This window comes from Cupriavidus sp. HY129 (assembly GCF_059492215.1).
Map to the genome: position 1 here is coordinate 318,722 of NZ_CP083254.1, position 17,709 is coordinate 336,430.

The window sequence follows — 17,709 nt, forward strand, 5'->3', positions numbered from 1 at the left end:
GCGCAGATGCGCGGCTTTGCTCTTCCTATCTATCCTCTCAGGGGCGACCTAGTGTCGCCGCCGACTTATTGTTGTTGTAGTTGTTCGGCAGCCATCTGGTACTTGACCGCTTCCCGGTCATGCCCTTGCACGCGGTCCTTGTAGCGGATCACCTGGCGGTCGAGCTTGTCGACCAGACAGTCGATTGCAGCATAAAGGTCTTCATGATGCGCTTCGACGAAGATGTCCTTGCCCTTGAGGTGCAGGTTGATTTCCGCGTACTGACGCTTGTCCTTTTCCTTGTGGTTGTCTACGGATAGCAGCACGCTTACGCCAATGACCTGATCGAAATGTCTGACAATTCGCTCCAGTTTCGTTTCCACATACTCACGCAGCGGCGGCGTGATGTCGAGGTGGTGTCCACTGATCTTGAAGTTCATAGCGCTTCTCCTTCTGAAAGAGCCGCACCAGGCAGGCGGTTGCGGCTCGGCTACAAAGTCTTGCGGAGATTGACTGCGGGGATCTTCAGCGCTTCGCGGTACTTGGCCACCGTGCGGCGTGCGACCACAAAGCCCTGTTCGCCCAGCAACTCGGCGATGCGGCTGTCGGAAAGGGGATTCCTGGGTTCTTCGGCTCCTATCAGTTGCTTGATCAGCGCGCGGATCGCCGTGGATGAGGCCGCGCCGCCAGTCTCCGTGGAGACGTGGCTACCAAAGAAGTACTTCAACTCGAAAGTACCCATCGGCGTGGCCATGTATTTATTCGTAGTCACCCGGGAAATGGTCGACTCGTGTAGACCCAGTGTATCGGCAATCTCCCGCAAAACCAAGGGGCGCATCGCGATTTCCCCGTGCGAGAAAAAGTTCTTTTGACGTTCCACAATTGCCTGCGCAACACGCAGGATCGTGTCGAAACGCTGCTGAATGTTCTTGATGAGCCACCGCGCCTCCTGGAGCTTCTGCTGCAGCCCGGCCGCGCCCGCTTCCCCTTTTGCACCGCGCAAAATCTGCGCATACATGTCGTTGATGCGCAGACGCGGCATCACGTCGGGATTGAGCTGCGCGATCCAGCTACTGCCACTCTTGCGCACGAACACATCCGGTACCACGAAGTCCGCTTCCGGACGGCTGTAGGCATGTCCGGGATACGGTGCGAGCGAGCGGATCAGATCGTGCGCGGCCTTAAGTGCAATTTCGTCAACCTGCAGGGCTTTCTTGAGCCGCGTGTAGTCACGCACGGCCAATAACTCCAGGTGGTGGTTGACGATCGATAATGCAAGGTCCCGCTGTGGATGCTGCAGACGGCGCAGTTGCAAGGTGAGGCATTCTGCGGCGTTGCGCGCACCTACGCCAGGAGGGTCGAAGCTCTGCAGCAGGGTCAGTATCGCCTGCACTTCATCGACTTCGAATTCGAGTTCCTTGGGTAGTTCCGAGCAGATCTCGTCGAGCGTTGCGCCCAGGTAGCCGTCGTCGTCCAGCGACTCGATCAGGAAGATGGCCAGGCCCTTGTCGCGCGTGGAGATCTTCAGCGGCGTGAGCTGTTCCATCAGGTACTCGCGCAGCGTGGGTTCCGCTTCGCGAAGCTGCATCGGCGTCTTCTCGTCCTCGTCGCCCTGAGGCCGGCGAGCGAAATCGTCCAGGCTCCAGTCGCTGCCGTAATCGTCACCCGAGCTGTCGCCGTAGCTGTCGTCTTCGCCGTTGGCGCCGTTCGCGCGATCGTCGCCATTACCTTGCGGTTCGGAAGATGCCGGAGCCGGGGCGCTTTGCACGTTGACCGACCCGTCCGCGGCCACGCGCAGCGGGCTTTCGATCCAGTCGTTCTCGCGTTCGAGCAGTGGATTCTCGGTCAGCGCCTGCTCGACTTCCTGTTGCAGCTCCAGTGTGGATAACTGCAGCAGCCGGATGGACTGCTGCAGTTGTGGAGTCAGAGCCAGATGCTGGGAAAGTCGAAGCTGAAGCGATGGTTTCATGCGACCTATTCTATGCGCATCTTCCCGTTGTTGGAACGGAAATTGCTATCACCTATCGCTGGCACTTCGTGATCGCCAACGGCTAGTTGACGAATGCTGCAAGGCGGCGTCGCGGCCGCTTGATCACATGCGGAAGTTTTCGCCCAGATAGACGCGTCGCACGGACTCGTTGGCGATGATTTCCTCGGGCTGTCCTTCGGCCAGCACGGTGCCTTCGCTGATGATGTATGCGTGGTCGCAGATGCCCAGCGTTTCCCGCACGTTGTGGTCGGTAATCAGCACGCCGATGTTGCGTGCCTTGAGGAAGCTGACGATGCGCTGGATCTCGCCCACGGCGATCGGGTCCACGCCCGCGAATGGTTCGTCGAGCAGGATGAAGCGCGGCGCTGACGCCAGCGCGCGCGCGATTTCCACGCGGCGGCGCTCGCCGCCCGACAGCGACAGCGCCGGGTTGTTGCGCAGGTGGGCGATCTGCAGGTCATCGAGCAGCGAGTCGAGCCGGCGATCGATTTCCTGCTTGGGCAGCGACTTGCCGTTGACCACCTGCAGTTCCAGCACCGCGCGGATGTTCTCCTCGACGTTGAGCTTGCGGAAGACCGAAGCTTCCTGCGGGAGATAGGACAGTCCCATGCGCGCGCGTTCGTGGATGGCCAGGCCGCTGATGTGCTGGCCATCGAGCACGATATCGCCTTCGTCCAGCGCGACCAGTCCGACGATCATGTAGAACGACGTGGTCTTGCCCGCGCCGTTCGGGCCGAGCAGGCCGACGACCTCGCCGCTTTTGACGTCGAGCGAGACGTCCTTGACCACGGTGCGCGAGCCATAGCGTTTCTTCAGATGGCGCACGACCAGCGTGCTGCTATCCGTGGATGGGGCGGAAGAAGCCTGGGCGGCGAGCGTGGCGGTATCGTTCATCGGGTACGGATGGAGCTTGAAACGGTCAGGGCTTGGCCGGCTGCGAGGACGGCTTCAGGTCGAGCGGCGCGCCGGCCGGCGCGCTGGCCGGGTTCGCGCGCGGCGACAGCACGGCGCGCACGCGGCCAGAAGGGTTCCCGGCGGACGCATTGTTATCGCCGCCGGTGGCGGTATAGAACTCGTTGCGGCTGTCGTACGTGATCACCGCGCCGCGGATTTCGTCCAGGATTTTCGCGCCGACACCGGAAACACGCGCCGCGCGTGCATTGCCGATCAGCTTGTTGATCTCCGACTTGCCGTCATATTCGATGCGGTCGCCCCAGCCGTCGATGTACTCATCCACGCCGTCGCGTTTCTGGCGGATATAGGCCTGGTGGCCCGGCTTGGAGGTGGCGATGGCGTACTGATAACCCTCGGGGTCGGTGCGCAGTTCGGCGGCATCAGACTTCAGCACCATCGTGCCCTTGGTCAGCACCACGTTGCCGGTCAGCGTGTAGATCTGCTTGACGTCATCATAGCTGGCGTTGTCGGCTTCCAGCACCAGCGGCTTGGTCTGGTCCGCGCGCTCGGCGAAAGCAGGCTGGGCCAGGAACAGGCCGATGGCGGCGATGGCCGCCATCAGGGCGGGCGCGGTGCGGCGACAGGACGATGTCGTCAGGGAAGCAGTCATTTTTGGCTTTGCTGAAAGGGAAAGGCAGCAGTCAGGCGGACGGCGGGGCGCAAATCCCGATGTCACTGGGCACTGGCCTGCCCCGGCGAATTCATGATGATGGTGCCGCGAACGTTACCCAGCAATTGTACTTCGCGGGTGACGTTGTTGAAGATCAGGCCGTTGGCGTTCATTACCGACGGTCCGCGCGTCAGTTCCACGGGCTTGTCTGTCTTGACGATGTCGTCGTTGATCAGCAACTGAAAGTACTGCGACGCCGCCGTCATGCGCGGGTCCTTCGACACATCGGTACCCGCCTGGCGCACGATGAACGCATTGCCGTACAGGTCGATGATCGAGCCCTCGGCATTCATCACGCCGCGATTCGCGTTGGCGGTAACCGGCGGGCGATCCGGCTCGTAGTTGCGCATGGCCGGCGTGGTCACCTCGTAGGTCTGGTCGTCCTCGAAATGGACCATCTTCACGCCGGTGAAGCGGATCTTGGTGTTGCCATCCTCGGCCAGTTCCGTGGCCGAGAAGCGGTCCATATAGTAGTCAGGGACGTGTCGCTTGACCTGTGCCTGCGCCGTGGCTTCGTGCGGCGAGTTGATCTGCACGAGCCAGAACGTGCTGCCGGCAACGATCGCCATCAACAGCAGCGGCAGCAGCCGCATGATCAGGCCGGTGATTCTGGACAGGAACTCTGGCATTGATCAGATGACCTTGGCCCGGGTCAGATCATGGATGTGGAGCGCGCCCGCCAGGTGGCCGTCGTCATCGACGACGAGCAACTGGTTGATGCGGTTCGTTTCCATGATCTGCACGGCTTCCACGGCGAGCTTGTCGAGATGCACGGTGTGGGGGTTGCGGTGCATGACCTCGCCGATCGGCACGGTCTTCCAGTCGCGCGGCGTTTCCAGCAGGCGGCGCAGGTCGCCGTCGGTGAACACGCCCACGGCGCGGCCGTCGGGGTCCACCACGGCGGTCATGGCCATGCCCTTGCGGGTGATTTCCATCAGGGCCTGGGCCAGCGGCGTGCTTTCACGTACCGCGGGCACCGCATTGCCAGTGCGCATCACGTCGCGCACGTGGGTGAGCAGCTTGCGGCCCAGCGCGCCGCCTGGGTGCGAGCGCGCGAAGTCGTCTTCGCCAAAGCCGCGCGCGTCGAGCACCGCCACGGCCAGCGCGTCACCCAGCGCCAGCGCCGCGGTGGTGCTGGCGGTCGGGGCGAGGTTCAGCGGGCAGGCCTCCTGAGCCACAGCGCCGTCGAGGTGGGCGTTGGACAGTTTGGCCAGGTTCGATTCGGCGTTCCCGGTGATGGAGATCAACCCGGCGCCGATGCGCTTGACGATCGGAATGATCGCCAGCAGTTCGGCCGTTTCACCGGAATTGGAGAAGGCGATCAGGACATCGTCGCGCGTGATCATGCCGAGGTCGCCATGGCTGGCCTCGGCGGGGTGCACGAAGAAGGACGGCGTGCCGGTGGATGCCAGCGTGGCGGCCACTTTGCGGCCGATATGGCCCGACTTGCCGATGCCGGACACGACGACGCGCCCGGTGCAGCCGAGAATCATCTCCACCGCCTTGGTGAACGCGGGCGTGAGCCGTCCGGCCAGCGCGGAAACGGCCTCGGCTTCGATTTCAAGGGTCTGGCGGGCGAGCCGGAGTGCTCGATCCGCATCGAAATTGGCTATCATGGCGTCGGAGTATACCAACGAATGCGATGGCGTCTGGCCCGGCTTTCGAGCCTTTTGCCGCTGTGACGACCGCCGCGCTTGCCGTGTTTCGCCGGCAGGGCGCAAATGCCGGGACGGCGCGCGTGCCCGGCTGGTACTTTTCAATCGCCGATGCATTCTCCGCTGGAACTGACCCTGGTGCTGCTGGCCGCTGCCGTGTTTGGCGTGGTGGCGTTCCGCATGTTGCAACTGCCACCGATGCTCGGGTATCTGGCGGTGGGCATCCTGATCGGCCCGCACGCCCTTGGCCTGGCCAGCGATTCGGGCCAGACCAAATACCTGGCCGAATTCGGCGTGGTCTTCCTGATGTTCTCGATCGGGCTTGAGTTCAGCCTGGCCAAGCTGCGCGCGATGAAGCGGCTGGTGTTCGGGCTGGGCGGATCACAGGTCATCCTGTCGATGCTGGCCGTGGTGCCGGCGAGCTGGATGTTCAACTGGCTTTTTCCGCTGTCCTGGCAGGCATCCGTGGCCCTGGGCGGCGCGCTGGCCATGTCGTCCACGGCCATCGTTTCCAAGATGCTTTCCGAGCGCATGGAGCTGGAAAGCGAGCACGGGCGCAACATCATCAGCATCCTGCTGTTCCAGGATCTGGCCGTGGTGCCGCTGCTGATTGTGATCCCCGCGCTGTCGCGCGATCCGGGAGACCTGGCGTTCGCGCTGGGGCTGGCCACGGTCAAGATTGCCGTGGCCCTGGGCGCGATCTTCTTCCTGGGCCAGCGCCTGATGAGCCGCTGGTTCCACGTCGTGGCGGCACGCCGGTCGCAGGAACTCTTCATGCTGAACCTGCTGCTGGTCACGCTGGGCATGGCCGCGCTGACAGAGCGGCTGGGCCTGTCGATGGCGCTCGGCGCGTTTATGGCGGGTATGTTGATTTCGGAAACGCCCTACCGCCATCAGGTGGAAGAGGACATCAAGCCGTTCCGGGACGTGCTGCTCGGGCTGTTCTTCGTCACGATCGGCATGTTGCTGAACGTCCGGGTGGTGTTCGACCACGTCTGGCTCGTGCTCGCGCTGCTCATCGTGCCGATCCTGTTCAAGCTGGTGCTGATCGCAGTGCTGGCGCGGCTGTTCGGCTCGCGCCAGGGGGTGGCGATCCGCACCGGCCTTGGGCTGGCGCAGGCGGGCGAATTCGGTTTCGTGCTGCTGAACCAGATAGATGGCATGGGGCTGGTGGACCCGGTGCTGATCCAGGTGATCCTGGCGTCGATGCTGCTGTCGATGCTGGCCGCGCCGTTCCTGATCCAGTACAGCGACGCGATCGTGCTGCGGTTTGCCGCGAACGAATGGCTGTTGCAGTCGCTGAACATGACCCGGATCGCGGCGCAGAGTCTGCAGACCGAGAAGCACGCGATCATCTGCGGCTACGGTCGTAGTGGCCAGAACCTGGCTCATATGCTGGAACGCGAGGGCATCACCTACGTGGCGCTCGACCTCGACCCGGATCGCGTGCGCGACGCGGCGGCGGCGGGCGATACGGTGGTTTATGGCGATGCCGGCCGGCGCGAGGCGCTGATCGCGGCCGGTATCCACCGCGCGGCGCTGGTGGTGGTGACCTATGCCAATACGCCGTCGGCGGTGAAAGTGCTGCACCACGTTCAGGAGCTGGCGCCGGCGCTGCCGGTGCTGGTGCGGACCGTCGACGATTCCGAGCTGGACATCTTGCAGAAGGCGGGTGCGACCGAGGTGGTGCCGGAAATCATCGAAGGCAGCCTGATGCTGGCTTCACACGCGCTGGTGCTGTTGGGCGTGCCGATGCGCCGCGTGGTTCGGGGCGTGCAGCAGGCGCGCGACGCACGCTACAGCCTGCTGCGCGGCTATTTCCACGGCCGTGACGACGAGGAAGACATGGTGGAGCGGGACACGGTGCGGTTGCACGCGGTGTCCCTCGGGCCGGAACACACCGCCGTGGGGCGTCGCCTGGGGGCGCTGGGGCTGGAGCGGATCGGCGTGGAAGTCACGGCGGTGCGCCGGCGCGGCATCCGCGCCTTCGACCCCGAGCCTGACACCGTGCTGGAGCCGGGCGACATCGTGGTGCTGCGTGGCACGCCCGAGGCGCTGGAGTCTGCCGAGGAACGGCTGATCAAGGACTAGAACTAGACGCAGAGGCGCGCTCGCCTCTGGCTGCCCTTGGCAACGGCGAACTGCCAGCTTCCACCCACGACGCGGGTAGACTATCCAGCACAGCTCGCGCATCGAGCGACCGGATCGGCACATTGGTATCGGCCGGGATGCGCCCTTCGTTTTGCAGAAGTAAGTAGCGCATACAGCACACACGCAAAAACGAGGCAAAGTTGGCCGATAGCGACGTCTCGCCGCGATGTTCGGCAAGTTCGTCGTGTAGCCGCGTCAGCAACTGGTTGACGGTCATGCCGTCGCGTTGCGCCAGTTCTTCCAGGACCTCCCAGAACAGGTTTTCCAGCCGGATGCTGGTGGCCATGCCGTGCAGGCGTAGCGATCGGGACTGGGTCTGGTACGAATCCGGATTGGCCCGGATGAAGATCTCACACATGGATACCTCCGTGCGGCGCGGCCGCGGGCCCGATGGCCCGCGCCACGTTCGGAAGCTTCTACTCTACGATCCGCGTCCCAAGCACTGCAAGGAACTGCGCCAGCCAGGCCGGATGGGCAGGCCAGGCTGGCGCCGTCACCAGGTTGCCGTCGGTATGGGCCTGGTCGACCGGGATATCGGCATATTTGCCGCCGGCCAGCCGCACCTCGGGCGCGCAGGCGGGGTAGGCGGAACAGGTGCGACCTTCGAGCACGCCGGCTGCCGCCAGCAGTTGCGCGCCGTGGCAGACCGCGGCGATCGGCTTGTTGGCCTGGGCAAAGTGGCGCACGATCTCGAGCACGCGGGCATTCAGTCGCAGGTATTCGGGGGCGCGGCCGCCCGGAATGACGAGGGCGTCATACTGCGCCGGATCGATGTCCGCGAACGTGGCATTCAGCGTAAAGTTGTGGCCGCGCTTCTCCGTGTAGGTCTGGTCGCCTTCGAAGTCATGGATGGCGGTGGCGCAGTGGTCGCCAGCCTTCTTGTCCGGGCAGACCGCGTGAACCGTGTGGCCCACCATCTGCAGTGCCTGGAACGGCACCATGGTTTCGTAGTCTTCGGCGAAGTCGCCGGCCAGCATCAAGATCTTCTTGGCCACGGTTGTCTCCTGTATCTTTGCGGGTTGCGGATGTTCAATCAGCCGGGCCATTGTGCGGCGATGGTTTTGGACACGGGTGGTAGCCCGTTACCGCATCGCGCGTAATTTCACTTTCCAGTTTCCTTCATGTCGAACTCCATCATCCAGTCCCCCGATCTTGGCGATGTCACCGGTTACCTGCGTGACCGCATCCGCACCGTGCCGGACTGGCCGCAGCCGGGCGTGATGTTCCGCGACATCACGCCGCTGCTGCAGAACCCCAAGACGCTGCGCGTGCTGATCGACGTCTTCGTGCACCGCTACATGGACCAGAACCTGGACCTCGTGGCTGGCATCGACGCGCGCGGCTTCATCCTCGGATCGATCATCGCGTACGAACTGAACCTGGGCTTCGTGCCGATTCGCAAGAAGGGCAAGTTGCCGTTTCAGACGGTGGCCGAGGAATACGAGCTCGAGTACGGCAGCGCCACCGTGGAGATCCATGCCGACGCCTGCAAGCCGGGAGACCGCGTGCTGCTGATCGACGACCTGATCGCCACGGGCGGCACGATGATGGCGGGCCGCAAGCTGCTGGAGCGTCTTGGCGCAACGGTGGTGGAAGGCGGGGCGATCGTCGACCTGCCTGAGCTCGGCGGCTCCAAGCTTTTGCAAGCCAGCGGCCTGTCGCTGTTCACGGTCTGCAATTTCGACGGCCACTAGGAAGCCCTGGGAAGCCCTGGGAAGCCTTTTCAAAAGGATTCTGGCGTCGATGCGGGGCCTTGCCGTGCCGCCTGTACTGCCTGCGCCCCCGCCCGGGTTTGCTCCCTTCGACAGGGGGGCGCATAATGCCTCCTTGAAATAACAAGGCGATGACCGGGCTGCGCGCCTCGCTTCTGCCCCTCGCGGCACCGGTCACGAAGAAGGCTGCACTATGGGCGTATTGCTTCATCTTCTCTCCGGCGTGGCGCTCCTGATTTGGGGCACCAACATAGTCAAGGTCGGTATCCTGCGCGTGTACGGCGCCAATCTGCGCCACGTGCTTTCCGTCAGCGTGTCCAACCGGTTTGCTGCGTTCCTCGCGGGCGTCGGCGTGACCGGTCTCGTCCAGAGCAGTAATGCCACGGCCGTGATCGTCAGTTCGTTCGTCGGACAGGGACTGATCGCGGTGGCCCCTGCGCTGGCGATCATGCTGGGCGCGAACGTGGGTACCGCGCTGATGGTGCAGGTGTTCTCGCTCGATCTGTCCTGGCTGTCGCCGCTGCTGATCTTTATTGGCGTGATCCTGCATCTGTCATGGAAGGGCAGCAAGGCCGGCCACGTGGGCCGTGTGCTGATCGGGCTGGGTCTGATCACGCTGGCGCTGGAACTGATTTCGATCGCCACGCGGCCCGTGGTGCAGGCGGCCGGCGTCAAGGTGCTGTTCAGCACGCTGACCGGCGATGCCGCGCTGGACATGCTGATCGGCGCGGTGCTGACGATCCTCTGCTATTCGAGCCTGGCCATGGTGCTGTTCTGCGGCGCGCTGGCATCGGCCGGGGTGGTGTCGATCCACGTGGCCATGGCGCTGGTGCTCGGCGCCAATCTCGGTTCGGGCATCTCGGCGCTGATGTCGACGTCGGGCAACAACCAGCCCGGTAAGCGCGTGACGCTGGGCAACCTGCTGTCGCGCCTGCTCGGTTGCGTGATCGCGTTGCCGCTGCTGACGAAGGCCGAGGAACTGCTGGCGCTGGTTGGCAGCGAGCCGCAGCGGATGATCGTGAACTTCCATCTGCTGTTCAACGTGGCGCTGGCGCTGTTGCTGCTGGGCGCTACCGCGCCGCTGGCGCGCCTGTGCGAGGCCATTCTGCCGGGCCGGAACACCGGCGACAGCCAGGTCACGCCGCGCCATCTCGATCCGGCCGCGCTGTCCACGCCGACGCTCGCGTTGTCCAACGCCGCGCGCGAGGTGCTGCGCATCGGCGATCGCGTTGAACAAATGCTCGACAACCTGCTGCGCGTGCTGCGGACCAACGATCTGAAGCTGGCCAATGCCACCTGTCGTATCGACAACGAAGTCGACGATCTCTACACCGCGATCAAGCTCTACCTGACGCAGATCAGCACCGAGGCGCTGGACGAGCACGATGGCGAGCGCTGGACGGAAATCATCTCGTTGACGATCAACCTGGAGCACGCGGGGGACCTGATCGAACGCGTGATCGTAGACACCAAGGAAAAGAAGATCGCGCACAACCTGTCGTTCTCCGAGGCCGGCATGCAGGAGATCGCCGAGATGCACGCCCGCGTGGTGGCGAACCTGCGTCTGGGGCTGTCGGTGTTCCTGACCGGTGACCTTCGCAGCGCTCAGCAACTGATGGCGGAGAAGGCGGCCTTCCGCGATCTGGAGCGCGATCTGTCGCGCTCGCACCTGCAGCGTGTGGCCGTGCAGACCGTGGAGAGCATCGAGACCAGCTCGCTCCATCTGGATCTGATCGCGGAACTGAAGCGCCTCAATTCGCTGTTCTGCTCCACCGCATATCCGGTGCTGGAGCGGGCGGGGATGATGAACCGCAGCCGGATGAAAGAGGATTCGGAGGAGAAGGTCGCTGCGGTGGCGGGCGCTCGCTAGCGGGGCTGGGGGAGAGGGCAGGGCGCGTCGATTTCCGACCACGCCCCGGAGACCTACCCCTGCTTCTTCAACAGAGGCGCCAGATACTTGCCCGTGAAGCTCGCCTTGCTGGCGGCCACGACTTCCGGGGATCCCTTCGCGATCACCTGGCCACCACCCGCACCGCCCTCCGGGCCCATGTCGATCAGCCAGTCCGCCGTCTTGATGACGTCGAGGTTGTGCTCGATGATCACGACCGTGTTGCCCTGGTCGCGCAGCTTGTGGATGACCTTGAGCAGCAGTTCGATATCGTGGAAATGCAGGCCCGTGGTGGGCTCGTCGAGGATGTACAGCGTGCGGCCGGTGTCGCGCTTGGACAGTTCCAGCGACAGCTTCACGCGCTGCGCCTCGCCGCCGGAGAGTGTGGTGGCTGACTGCCCCAGCCGGATGTAACCCAGGCCCACGTCGAGCAGCGTCTGCAGCTTGCGGCGCACCACCGGCACGGCGTTGAAGAACTCGTGCGCCTGCTCGACGGTCAGGTCGAGCACCTCGGAGATGGCCTTGCCCTTGTACAGCACCTCTAGCGTCTCGCGGTTGTAGCGCTGGCCGTGGCAGACATCGCACGGCACGTAGACGTCGGGCAGGAAATGCATTTCCACCTTGATCACACCGTCGCCCTGGCATGACTCGCATCGGCCGCCCTTCACGTTGAACGAGAAGCGGCCCGGGTCGTAGCCCCGTTCCTTGGCGGAGGGCACGCCCGCGAACAGTTCGCGGATCGGCGTGAAGAGGCCGGTGTAAGTGGCCGGATTCGAGCGCGGCGTGCGGCCGATCGGGCTCTGGTCGACGTTGATGACTTTGTCGAAGTGCTCGAGGCCTTCGATGCGGTCATGCGGTGCGGGCTCCGCAGTCGAGCCATACAGATGGCGTGCCACCGCGTGGTAGAGCGTGTCGTTGATCAGCGTCGACTTGCCTGAGCCAGAAACGCCAGTGACGCAGGTGAGCAGGCCCACCGGGATTTCGGCCGTGACGTTGCGCAGGTTGTTGCCAGTGGCGTTGACGATGCGGAGCAGCCGCTCGTCGTCGGGCAGCGCGCGCGTCTTCGGCACCTCGATGCGGCGCTGGCCGGACAGGTACTGCCCCGTCAGCGATGCCGGCGAGCCCTCGATCTGGTCCGGCGTGCCTTCCGCCACGATCATGCCGCCATGCACGCCCGCGCCCGGGCCAATGTCGACGACGTAGTCACACGCGCGGATCATGTCCTCGTCGTGCTCCACCACCAGCACCGAGTTACCGATGTCGCGCAGATGCTTGAGCGTGCCGATCAGTCGGTCGTTGTCGCGCTGGTGCAGGCCGATCGACGGCTCGTCGAGCACGTACATCACGCCGGTCAGGCCGGAGCCGATCTGCGAGGCCAGGCGGATGCGCTGCGCCTCGCCGCCGGACAGCGTGTCCGCGCTGCGCTCGAGCGACAGGTAGTCGAGCCCGACGTTGTTCAGGAAGTTCAGCCGGGCGGTAATTTCCTTGACGATCTTGTCGGCGATCTCGCGCTTGGCACCGTGCAAGTCCAGCGTCAGGAAGTACGTCAGCGCGTCGCGCAGCGGCCAGCCGTTGATCTCGAAGATCGCGCGGGCCTGATCGGCCTCGCCCACTTTCACATGGCGCGCCTCGGTGCGCAGGCGGGTGCCCTGGCAGACCGGGCACGCCTGGTTGTTCTGGTACTTGGCCAGTTCCTCGCGCACGGCCACCGAATCGGTTTCACGATAGCGGCGTTCGAGGTTCGGGATGATCCCTTCGAACGCGTGCGCGCGCAGCGTGGTGCGGCCGCGTTCGTTGATATACGTGAACGGGATCTCGGTCTCGCCGGAACCATGCAGGATTACCTGCTGCACTTCGGGCGATAGTTCCTCGAACGGGGTTTCCGTGTCGAATTCGTAGAACGCCGCCAGGCTCTGCAGCATCTGGAAGTAGAACTGATTGCGGCGATCCCAGCCCTTGATCGCGCCCGAGGCCAGCGAGAGGTTCGGAAAGGCCACCACCCGCTTCGGATCGAAGAACGTGATCTGGCCCAGGCCGTCGCAGCTAGGGCAGGCGCCCATCGGGTTGTTGAACGAGAACAGGCGCGGTTCCAGCTCCTGCAAGGAGTAGGAGCAGATAGGGCAGGCAAAGCGCGAGCTGAACACATGCTCGCGGCCGGTGTCCATCTCCATCGCGATCGCGCGGCCATCGGCCAGTCGCAGTGCCGTTTCGAACGATTCGGCCAGGCGCTGCTTGATGTCGGCGCGGACCTTGACGCGGTCGACCACCACCTCGATCGTGTGCTTTTCGGTCTTCTTGAGCTTGGGCAGCGCGTCGACATCGTAGACCTTGGCCTCGGCCTCATGCGCGGTGCCGCCGCCGGAGCGGATGCGGAAGCGCACGAAACCCTGCGCCTGCATCGTATCGAACAGGTCGGTGTGCTCGCCCTTACGGTCCGAGACCACCGGCGCCAGGATCATCAGCCTGGTGTCTTCTGGCAGCGCCAGCGCCGCATCAACCATTTGCGACACGTTCTGCGCCTGCAGGGCGATGCCGTGGTCGGGGCAGTAGGGCGTGCCGGCGCGGGCGAAGAGCAGGCGCAGGTAGTCGTGAATCTCTGTGACGGTGCCGACGGTCGAGCGCGGATTGTGGCTCGTGGCCTTCTGCTCGATCGAGATCGCCGGGGACAGCCCCTCGATCAGGTCGACGTCCGGCTTTTCCATCAGTTGCAGGAACTGGCGGGCGTAGGCGGACAGCGATTCGACATACCGGCGCTGCCCCTCGGCGTAGAGGGTGTCGAATGCGAGCGACGACTTGCCTGACCCCGACAGCCCCGTGATCACCACAAGCTTGTTACGCGGCAGGTCGAGATTGATGTTCTTCAGGTTGTGGGTACGCGCCCCACGGATCTTGATTTCTTCCATATCCCCGTCAATGTGCCTTGCGCAACGCCTGGGGCGCCCGAAACAGGGGCGCCAGCCTGCCGCGACACGCGATTTCCGGGCCCGCCGAAAGCGGAGCGTGATGCGGAAAGCGCGGGAAGCAAACCTGCTAATATACCGAACTTCGGTTTCCGGGGTTGCCCGGCGCCAGACTGGCGAATGACAACGGGGTGGAGACAGCCCCGCGTCAGCAACTTCCCGGCGTTCGGACGATCGAAGCTGTCGCCGACCGGACCAGATTCCTTATACGACCGCAATGCCGTCGATCCCGCCTTCTTCCCAGCCCGCATCCCTTGCCGACGAGTCCACCCGGACCGAGCCCGTGCGTGACCGCATGACCAAAGGCGAGTTGCGCGCCAGCCTCACACTCGCCAGCATCTTTGCCCTGCGCATGCTGGGCCTGTTCCTGATCCTGCCGGTCTTTGCCGAGTACGCGCGCACGCTGCCCGACGGGCACGACGCCCAGCGGGTTGGCATCGCCATGGGGATCTACGGGCTGATGCAGGCTTTCCTGCACATTCCATTGGGCTGGCTGTCCGACCGGGTCGGGCGCAAGCCGGTCATGGTCGCGGGGCTGCTGCTCTTCGTGGCCGGCGCGCTGGTTGCAGCGTTCTCCGATACCCTGACCGGCATCATCATCGGCCGCGCGTTGCAGGGCATGGGCGCGATCTCCGCGGCCATCACGGCCTGTATCGCGGATCTGACGCGTGAACGCCATCGCACCAAGGCCATGGCAATGGTCGGCGGCAGTATCGGCCTGACGTTCGCGCTCTCGCTGGTGATTGCTTCGCCACTTCTGCATTCGATCGGTATGTCGGGCATCTTCAGCCTGATGGCCGTATTCGGCGTGGTGGCGATCGGCGTGACGCTGTTCCTGGTGCCTGCGCCGCCGCCGCCGCATCCGGTGCGGCTGCCGTTCCGCCAGGTGCTGATGAATGCCGACCTGATTCGTCTGAATGTCGGCGTGCTGGCGCTCCATGCGAGCCAGGTGGCCATGTTCATGGTGGTGCCGGCCATGCTGAGCGACGCGGGGATGCCGCTGGACCAGCACTGGAAGGTCTACCTGCCGGTCGTGCTGGTGTCGTTCCTGCTGATGCTGGCGCCGATGATGGCCGCCGAGCGCTACGGCAAGGTGCGTCCGGTGCTGCTGGCCTCGGTGGCCCTGATGACGGTCGTCCAGATCCTGTTCGCGTCGGTCCACGGCCTTTGGCCGATCGTCGGCGTGCTGCTGCTGTTCTTCGTCGCGTTCAACGTGCTGGAGGCGATGCAGCCGTCGCTGGTGTCGCGTTACGCTGCGGTCAGCCGTGGCGCGGCGCTTGGCGTCTACAACACGACCCAGTCGCTGGGCCTGTTCCTCGGTGGCGTGGCCGGTGGCTGGCTGCTCCAGCACGAAGGACGCAGCGCAGTGTTCATAGGGTGCGCGGTGGTTCTGGTGCTCTGGCTTATAATCGCGTGGAGCATGAAGGCGCCCCCGGCCCGTGGGCAAGCAAGTACTTCTGCGGTGGCGGCTTAGAAGCCACCTCAGAATGATTCTGGCGTCGTTGCGTGGCCTTGTCGTACCTGGTGTACTGTCTGCGGCCGCGCGCCTGGCCAGAACCGCTTCGCTTCATCCTGAAGCGGTTTTTTAGACACAGTTTTTTTCGTATCGGTATTAGTCCGCTACGTTTTCCTGCTGTATTGGCGTTAGCATGAACACGCGCTTGACGGTTCATCCGTAGGGCGCGTGATGTCGTTTACGTCCCAGCTTTTTTTGCACGTTCCTTACGTTTAGTACCGCGCTGAAAGGGCGCGGTCCCTGGAGATCATCTACATGGCATCGGTCAACAAAGTCATTCTCGTCGGCAACCTGGGCGCCGACCCCGAAACCCGCTACATGCCCAGCGGCGATGCCGTGACCAACATCCGGCTGGCGACGACCGACCGCTACAAGGACAAGCAGTCCGGCGAATTCAAGGAAGCCACCGAGTGGCACCGCATCGCGTTCTTCGGCAAGCTGGCCGAGATCGCCGGCCAGTACCTGCGCAAGGGTTCGTCGGTCTATATCGAGGGCCGCATCCGCACGCGCAAGTGGCAGGACCAGTCAGGTCAGGAAAAGTACAGCACCGAAATCGTCGCGGACCAGATGCAGATGCTGGGTGGCCGTGGCCAGGGCGGCGGCGGCGGTGAGGAAGGTGGCTACGGCGGCGGTGCGACCGGTGGTGCGGGCGGTGGCGGTGGCTACAGCCGCGAATCGCAAGGTGGTGGTGGCCGCAGCCAGGGCGGTGGTGCCCAGGGCGGCGGTCAGCAAGGCGGCCAGCGTCGCCAGCAACAGGCACCGTCGAACGGCTTCGAGGATATGGACGACGATATTCCGTTCTAACCGTTCTAGGACCTCGTAACGGAAAGCTAGAAAGAAAACCCCCGCCTTTGAGCGGGGGTTTTCTTTTTTATCAGTACTTTTTGGGTGGTGGTGCCTTGGGCCCCATCGATGAAAACATGGGTGTGGTGGTCCTGGAGGCGCTCACTGACTGGCCGGAGAATTCCGAGCGATTGAAGATGGCGGACGGGAAACGCTAGTTCATGGACCATGGTGCGTAGCGATTGCAGCAGGACTATGTTGCGCTGGTCTTGAGCGGAGCCGATTGCCTGACCGCCATGAGCGCCAAGATCGCCACCATGCCAAGCGCGGAAGACAACCACAGCGACTTCGCTCCGAACTGGTCCAGACACATCCCGAAAATCCAGGGTGCTAACGCTTGTGCGACGCGGGCCGGGACCATCAATACTCCCTGGCGATGACCATAGCCGCCCGGTCCGAAAATGACCAACGGCAGCGTGCCCTTGGCAATGGTGAGGATGCCGTTGCCGGCTCCGTGCAACACGCCGAACAAGGCCGCGGCAGGCGCTCCGACCAGGCCGAATGCAAGTGCGCCAAGGGGATGAAGTGCTGCCGCGATCCGGGCGGACAGCAAGGGATGGACCTTGCGCAGTAGGCCGAACTCCAGAATCCGGGCACCAACCTGCGCCGGGCCGATCAGCGCGCCCACCATAACGGCCGTGGCCAGAGACGCGCCACCCGCTTGAAGCAGCCGCGGCAAATGTGCCGCCATCGCAGTGCTGATAAACCAGGTCGCCGCGAAAACGAAAGCCAACGCATAGGAGTCCGCTCGTTGCGAACGCTCGTCAGCAGGTTGCGTCAGCTCGCTGACCGTTGGCGACGCAGGCCTGCTCGGTGCAGTTGCCGTGGCGACTACGCGCGGCATGCTCAGGTTCAGCGCAAGTCCTAGCGTGAGATGCAACGCCGCCCAGGACAAGCAGGCCCCCCGCCATCCGATGTGCGCCTCCATAAAGGTGGAAAGCGGCCAGCCGACCGTGCTGGCAAAGCCAGCGATCAGCGTGATCCCGGTGATGGCACCGCGTGAGCGGTTGCCATAGAGCGCGACCAGTGTTGCGAATGCGGCTTCGTAGAGGCCGGCACCCATGCCGATGCCAAGAATTACCCATGCGGCAAAGAGTCCGACGACGCCCTGCGCCACGCCTAGCCCGGCAAGCCCGATGGCGAAAACAAGACTCGTTGCCACGAGGACAGATCGCCCACCGGTACGATCGATCATCCGTCCGGCTGTAGGTCCGAGCAGTGCCGATACCACCAGCGCGACGCTGAACGCCGCAAAGATCGTCGGCGTCGAGACGCCGAGATCCTGCGCCATCGGCGTTGCCAGCATGGCCGGCAGGTAGTACGTCGAACCCCAGGCCAGCGTCTGGGCGACTCCCAGCCTGGCAATCACGCTACTGCTCGGCTCCATGGCC

Annotated in this window: 15 protein-coding genes; 5 read left to right on the forward strand and 10 right to left on the reverse strand. The window is 64.1% G+C overall.

The genetic code is table 11. From position 1 onward, the window contains the following. Positions 1 to 65: 65 nt before the first annotated feature. The 6 genes from hpf to K6G35_RS01580 all read right to left on the reverse strand — a co-directional run bounded on the left by hpf (position 66) and on the right by K6G35_RS01580 (position 5,209). Positions 66 to 419: a ribosome hibernation-promoting factor, HPF/YfiA family gene (hpf, locus tag K6G35_RS01555; RefSeq protein WP_008650960.1), complete on the reverse strand. Its 354-nt coding sequence runs from the start codon at positions 417 to 419 to the stop codon at positions 66 to 68. A gap of 50 nt (positions 420 to 469) precedes the next feature. Beyond that, positions 470 to 1,948 (reverse strand): RNA polymerase factor sigma-54, encoded by a 1,479-nt coding sequence (locus K6G35_RS01560; protein WP_008650961.1) that lies wholly within the window; start codon positions 1,946 to 1,948, stop codon positions 470 to 472. A gap of 123 nt (positions 1,949 to 2,071) precedes the next feature. Beyond that, positions 2,072 to 2,863: an LPS export ABC transporter ATP-binding protein gene (lptB, locus tag K6G35_RS01565; RefSeq protein ID WP_008650963.1), complete on the reverse strand. Its 792-nt coding sequence runs from the start codon at positions 2,861 to 2,863 to the stop codon at positions 2,072 to 2,074. Between the two features lie 25 nt (positions 2,864 to 2,888). Next, complete coding sequence (gene lptA, locus K6G35_RS01570; protein WP_286881818.1) at positions 2,889 to 3,533, reverse strand: lipopolysaccharide transport periplasmic protein LptA; 645 nt, start codon at positions 3,531 to 3,533, stop codon at positions 2,889 to 2,891. Positions 3,534 to 3,595: 62 nt separating this feature from the next. After that, a complete protein-coding gene (lptC, locus tag K6G35_RS01575; RefSeq protein ID WP_008640716.1) occupies positions 3,596 to 4,222 on the reverse strand; it encodes an LPS export ABC transporter periplasmic protein LptC in 627 nt (208 codons plus the stop codon). Positions 4,223 to 4,225: 3 nt separating this feature from the next. Then, positions 4,226 to 5,209: a KpsF/GutQ family sugar-phosphate isomerase gene (locus K6G35_RS01580; RefSeq protein WP_024569509.1), complete on the reverse strand. Its 984-nt coding sequence runs from the start codon at positions 5,207 to 5,209 to the stop codon at positions 4,226 to 4,228. 150 nt (positions 5,210 to 5,359) lie between these two features. Between K6G35_RS01580 and K6G35_RS01585 the strand changes: the two genes are divergently transcribed. After that, positions 5,360 to 7,339: a monovalent cation:proton antiporter family protein gene (locus tag K6G35_RS01585; RefSeq protein ID WP_035881337.1), complete on the forward strand. Its 1,980-nt coding sequence runs from the start codon at positions 5,360 to 5,362 to the stop codon at positions 7,337 to 7,339. On the opposite strand, the gene K6G35_RS01590 is transcribed toward K6G35_RS01585, so the two are convergent. Continuing rightward, the gene (locus K6G35_RS01590) at positions 7,329 to 7,757 is read right to left on the reverse strand and encodes a ribbon-helix-helix domain-containing protein (protein WP_035881338.1); all 429 of its coding nucleotides are present in this window, start codon (positions 7,755 to 7,757) and stop codon (positions 7,329 to 7,331) included. The two genes, K6G35_RS01585 and K6G35_RS01590, sit on opposite strands and share 11 nt — an antisense overlap. A gap of 58 nt (positions 7,758 to 7,815) precedes the next feature. Further along, a complete protein-coding gene (locus tag K6G35_RS01595; protein ID WP_008648124.1) occupies positions 7,816 to 8,394 on the reverse strand; it encodes a DJ-1/PfpI family protein in 579 nt (192 codons plus the stop codon). Between the two features lie 126 nt (positions 8,395 to 8,520). Between K6G35_RS01595 and K6G35_RS01600 the strand changes: the two genes are divergently transcribed. Continuing rightward, positions 8,521 to 9,093, forward strand: coding sequence for an adenine phosphoribosyltransferase (locus K6G35_RS01600; RefSeq protein WP_011515197.1), 573 nt, complete (start codon positions 8,521 to 8,523; stop codon positions 9,091 to 9,093). A 211-nt stretch (positions 9,094 to 9,304) separates the two neighbouring features. Then, the gene (locus K6G35_RS01605; RefSeq protein WP_008648120.1) at positions 9,305 to 10,981 is read left to right on the forward strand and encodes a Na/Pi cotransporter family protein; all 1,677 of its coding nucleotides are present in this window, start codon (positions 9,305 to 9,307) and stop codon (positions 10,979 to 10,981) included. Positions 10,982 to 11,034: 53 nt separating this feature from the next. On the opposite strand, the gene uvrA is transcribed toward K6G35_RS01605, so the two are convergent. Continuing rightward, positions 11,035 to 13,902 carry an excinuclease ABC subunit UvrA gene (gene uvrA / locus K6G35_RS01610; protein ID WP_495676019.1) on the reverse strand — a complete coding sequence of 956 codons (2,868 nt, stop codon included), beginning with the start codon at positions 13,900 to 13,902 and terminating at the stop codon, positions 11,035 to 11,037. A gap of 274 nt (positions 13,903 to 14,176) precedes the next feature. Between uvrA and K6G35_RS01615 the strand changes: the two genes are divergently transcribed. Together K6G35_RS01615 and K6G35_RS01620 are read left to right on the forward strand one after the other, a co-directional pair. Beyond that, positions 14,177 to 15,433, forward strand: a complete 1,257-nt coding sequence (locus tag K6G35_RS01615; RefSeq protein WP_040011123.1) for an MFS transporter — start codon at positions 14,177 to 14,179, stop codon at positions 15,431 to 15,433. 297 nt (positions 15,434 to 15,730) lie between these two features. Beyond that, the gene (locus tag K6G35_RS01620) at positions 15,731 to 16,279 is read left to right on the forward strand and encodes a single-stranded DNA-binding protein (RefSeq protein WP_008648114.1); all 549 of its coding nucleotides are present in this window, start codon (positions 15,731 to 15,733) and stop codon (positions 16,277 to 16,279) included. A 232-nt stretch (positions 16,280 to 16,511) separates the two neighbouring features. On the opposite strand, the gene K6G35_RS01625 is transcribed toward K6G35_RS01620, so the two are convergent. Continuing rightward, the gene (locus K6G35_RS01625) at positions 16,512 to 17,705 is read right to left on the reverse strand and encodes an MFS transporter (protein ID WP_008648103.1); all 1,194 of its coding nucleotides are present in this window, start codon (positions 17,703 to 17,705) and stop codon (positions 16,512 to 16,514) included. Between the last annotated feature and the right edge of the window lie 4 nt (positions 17,706 to 17,709).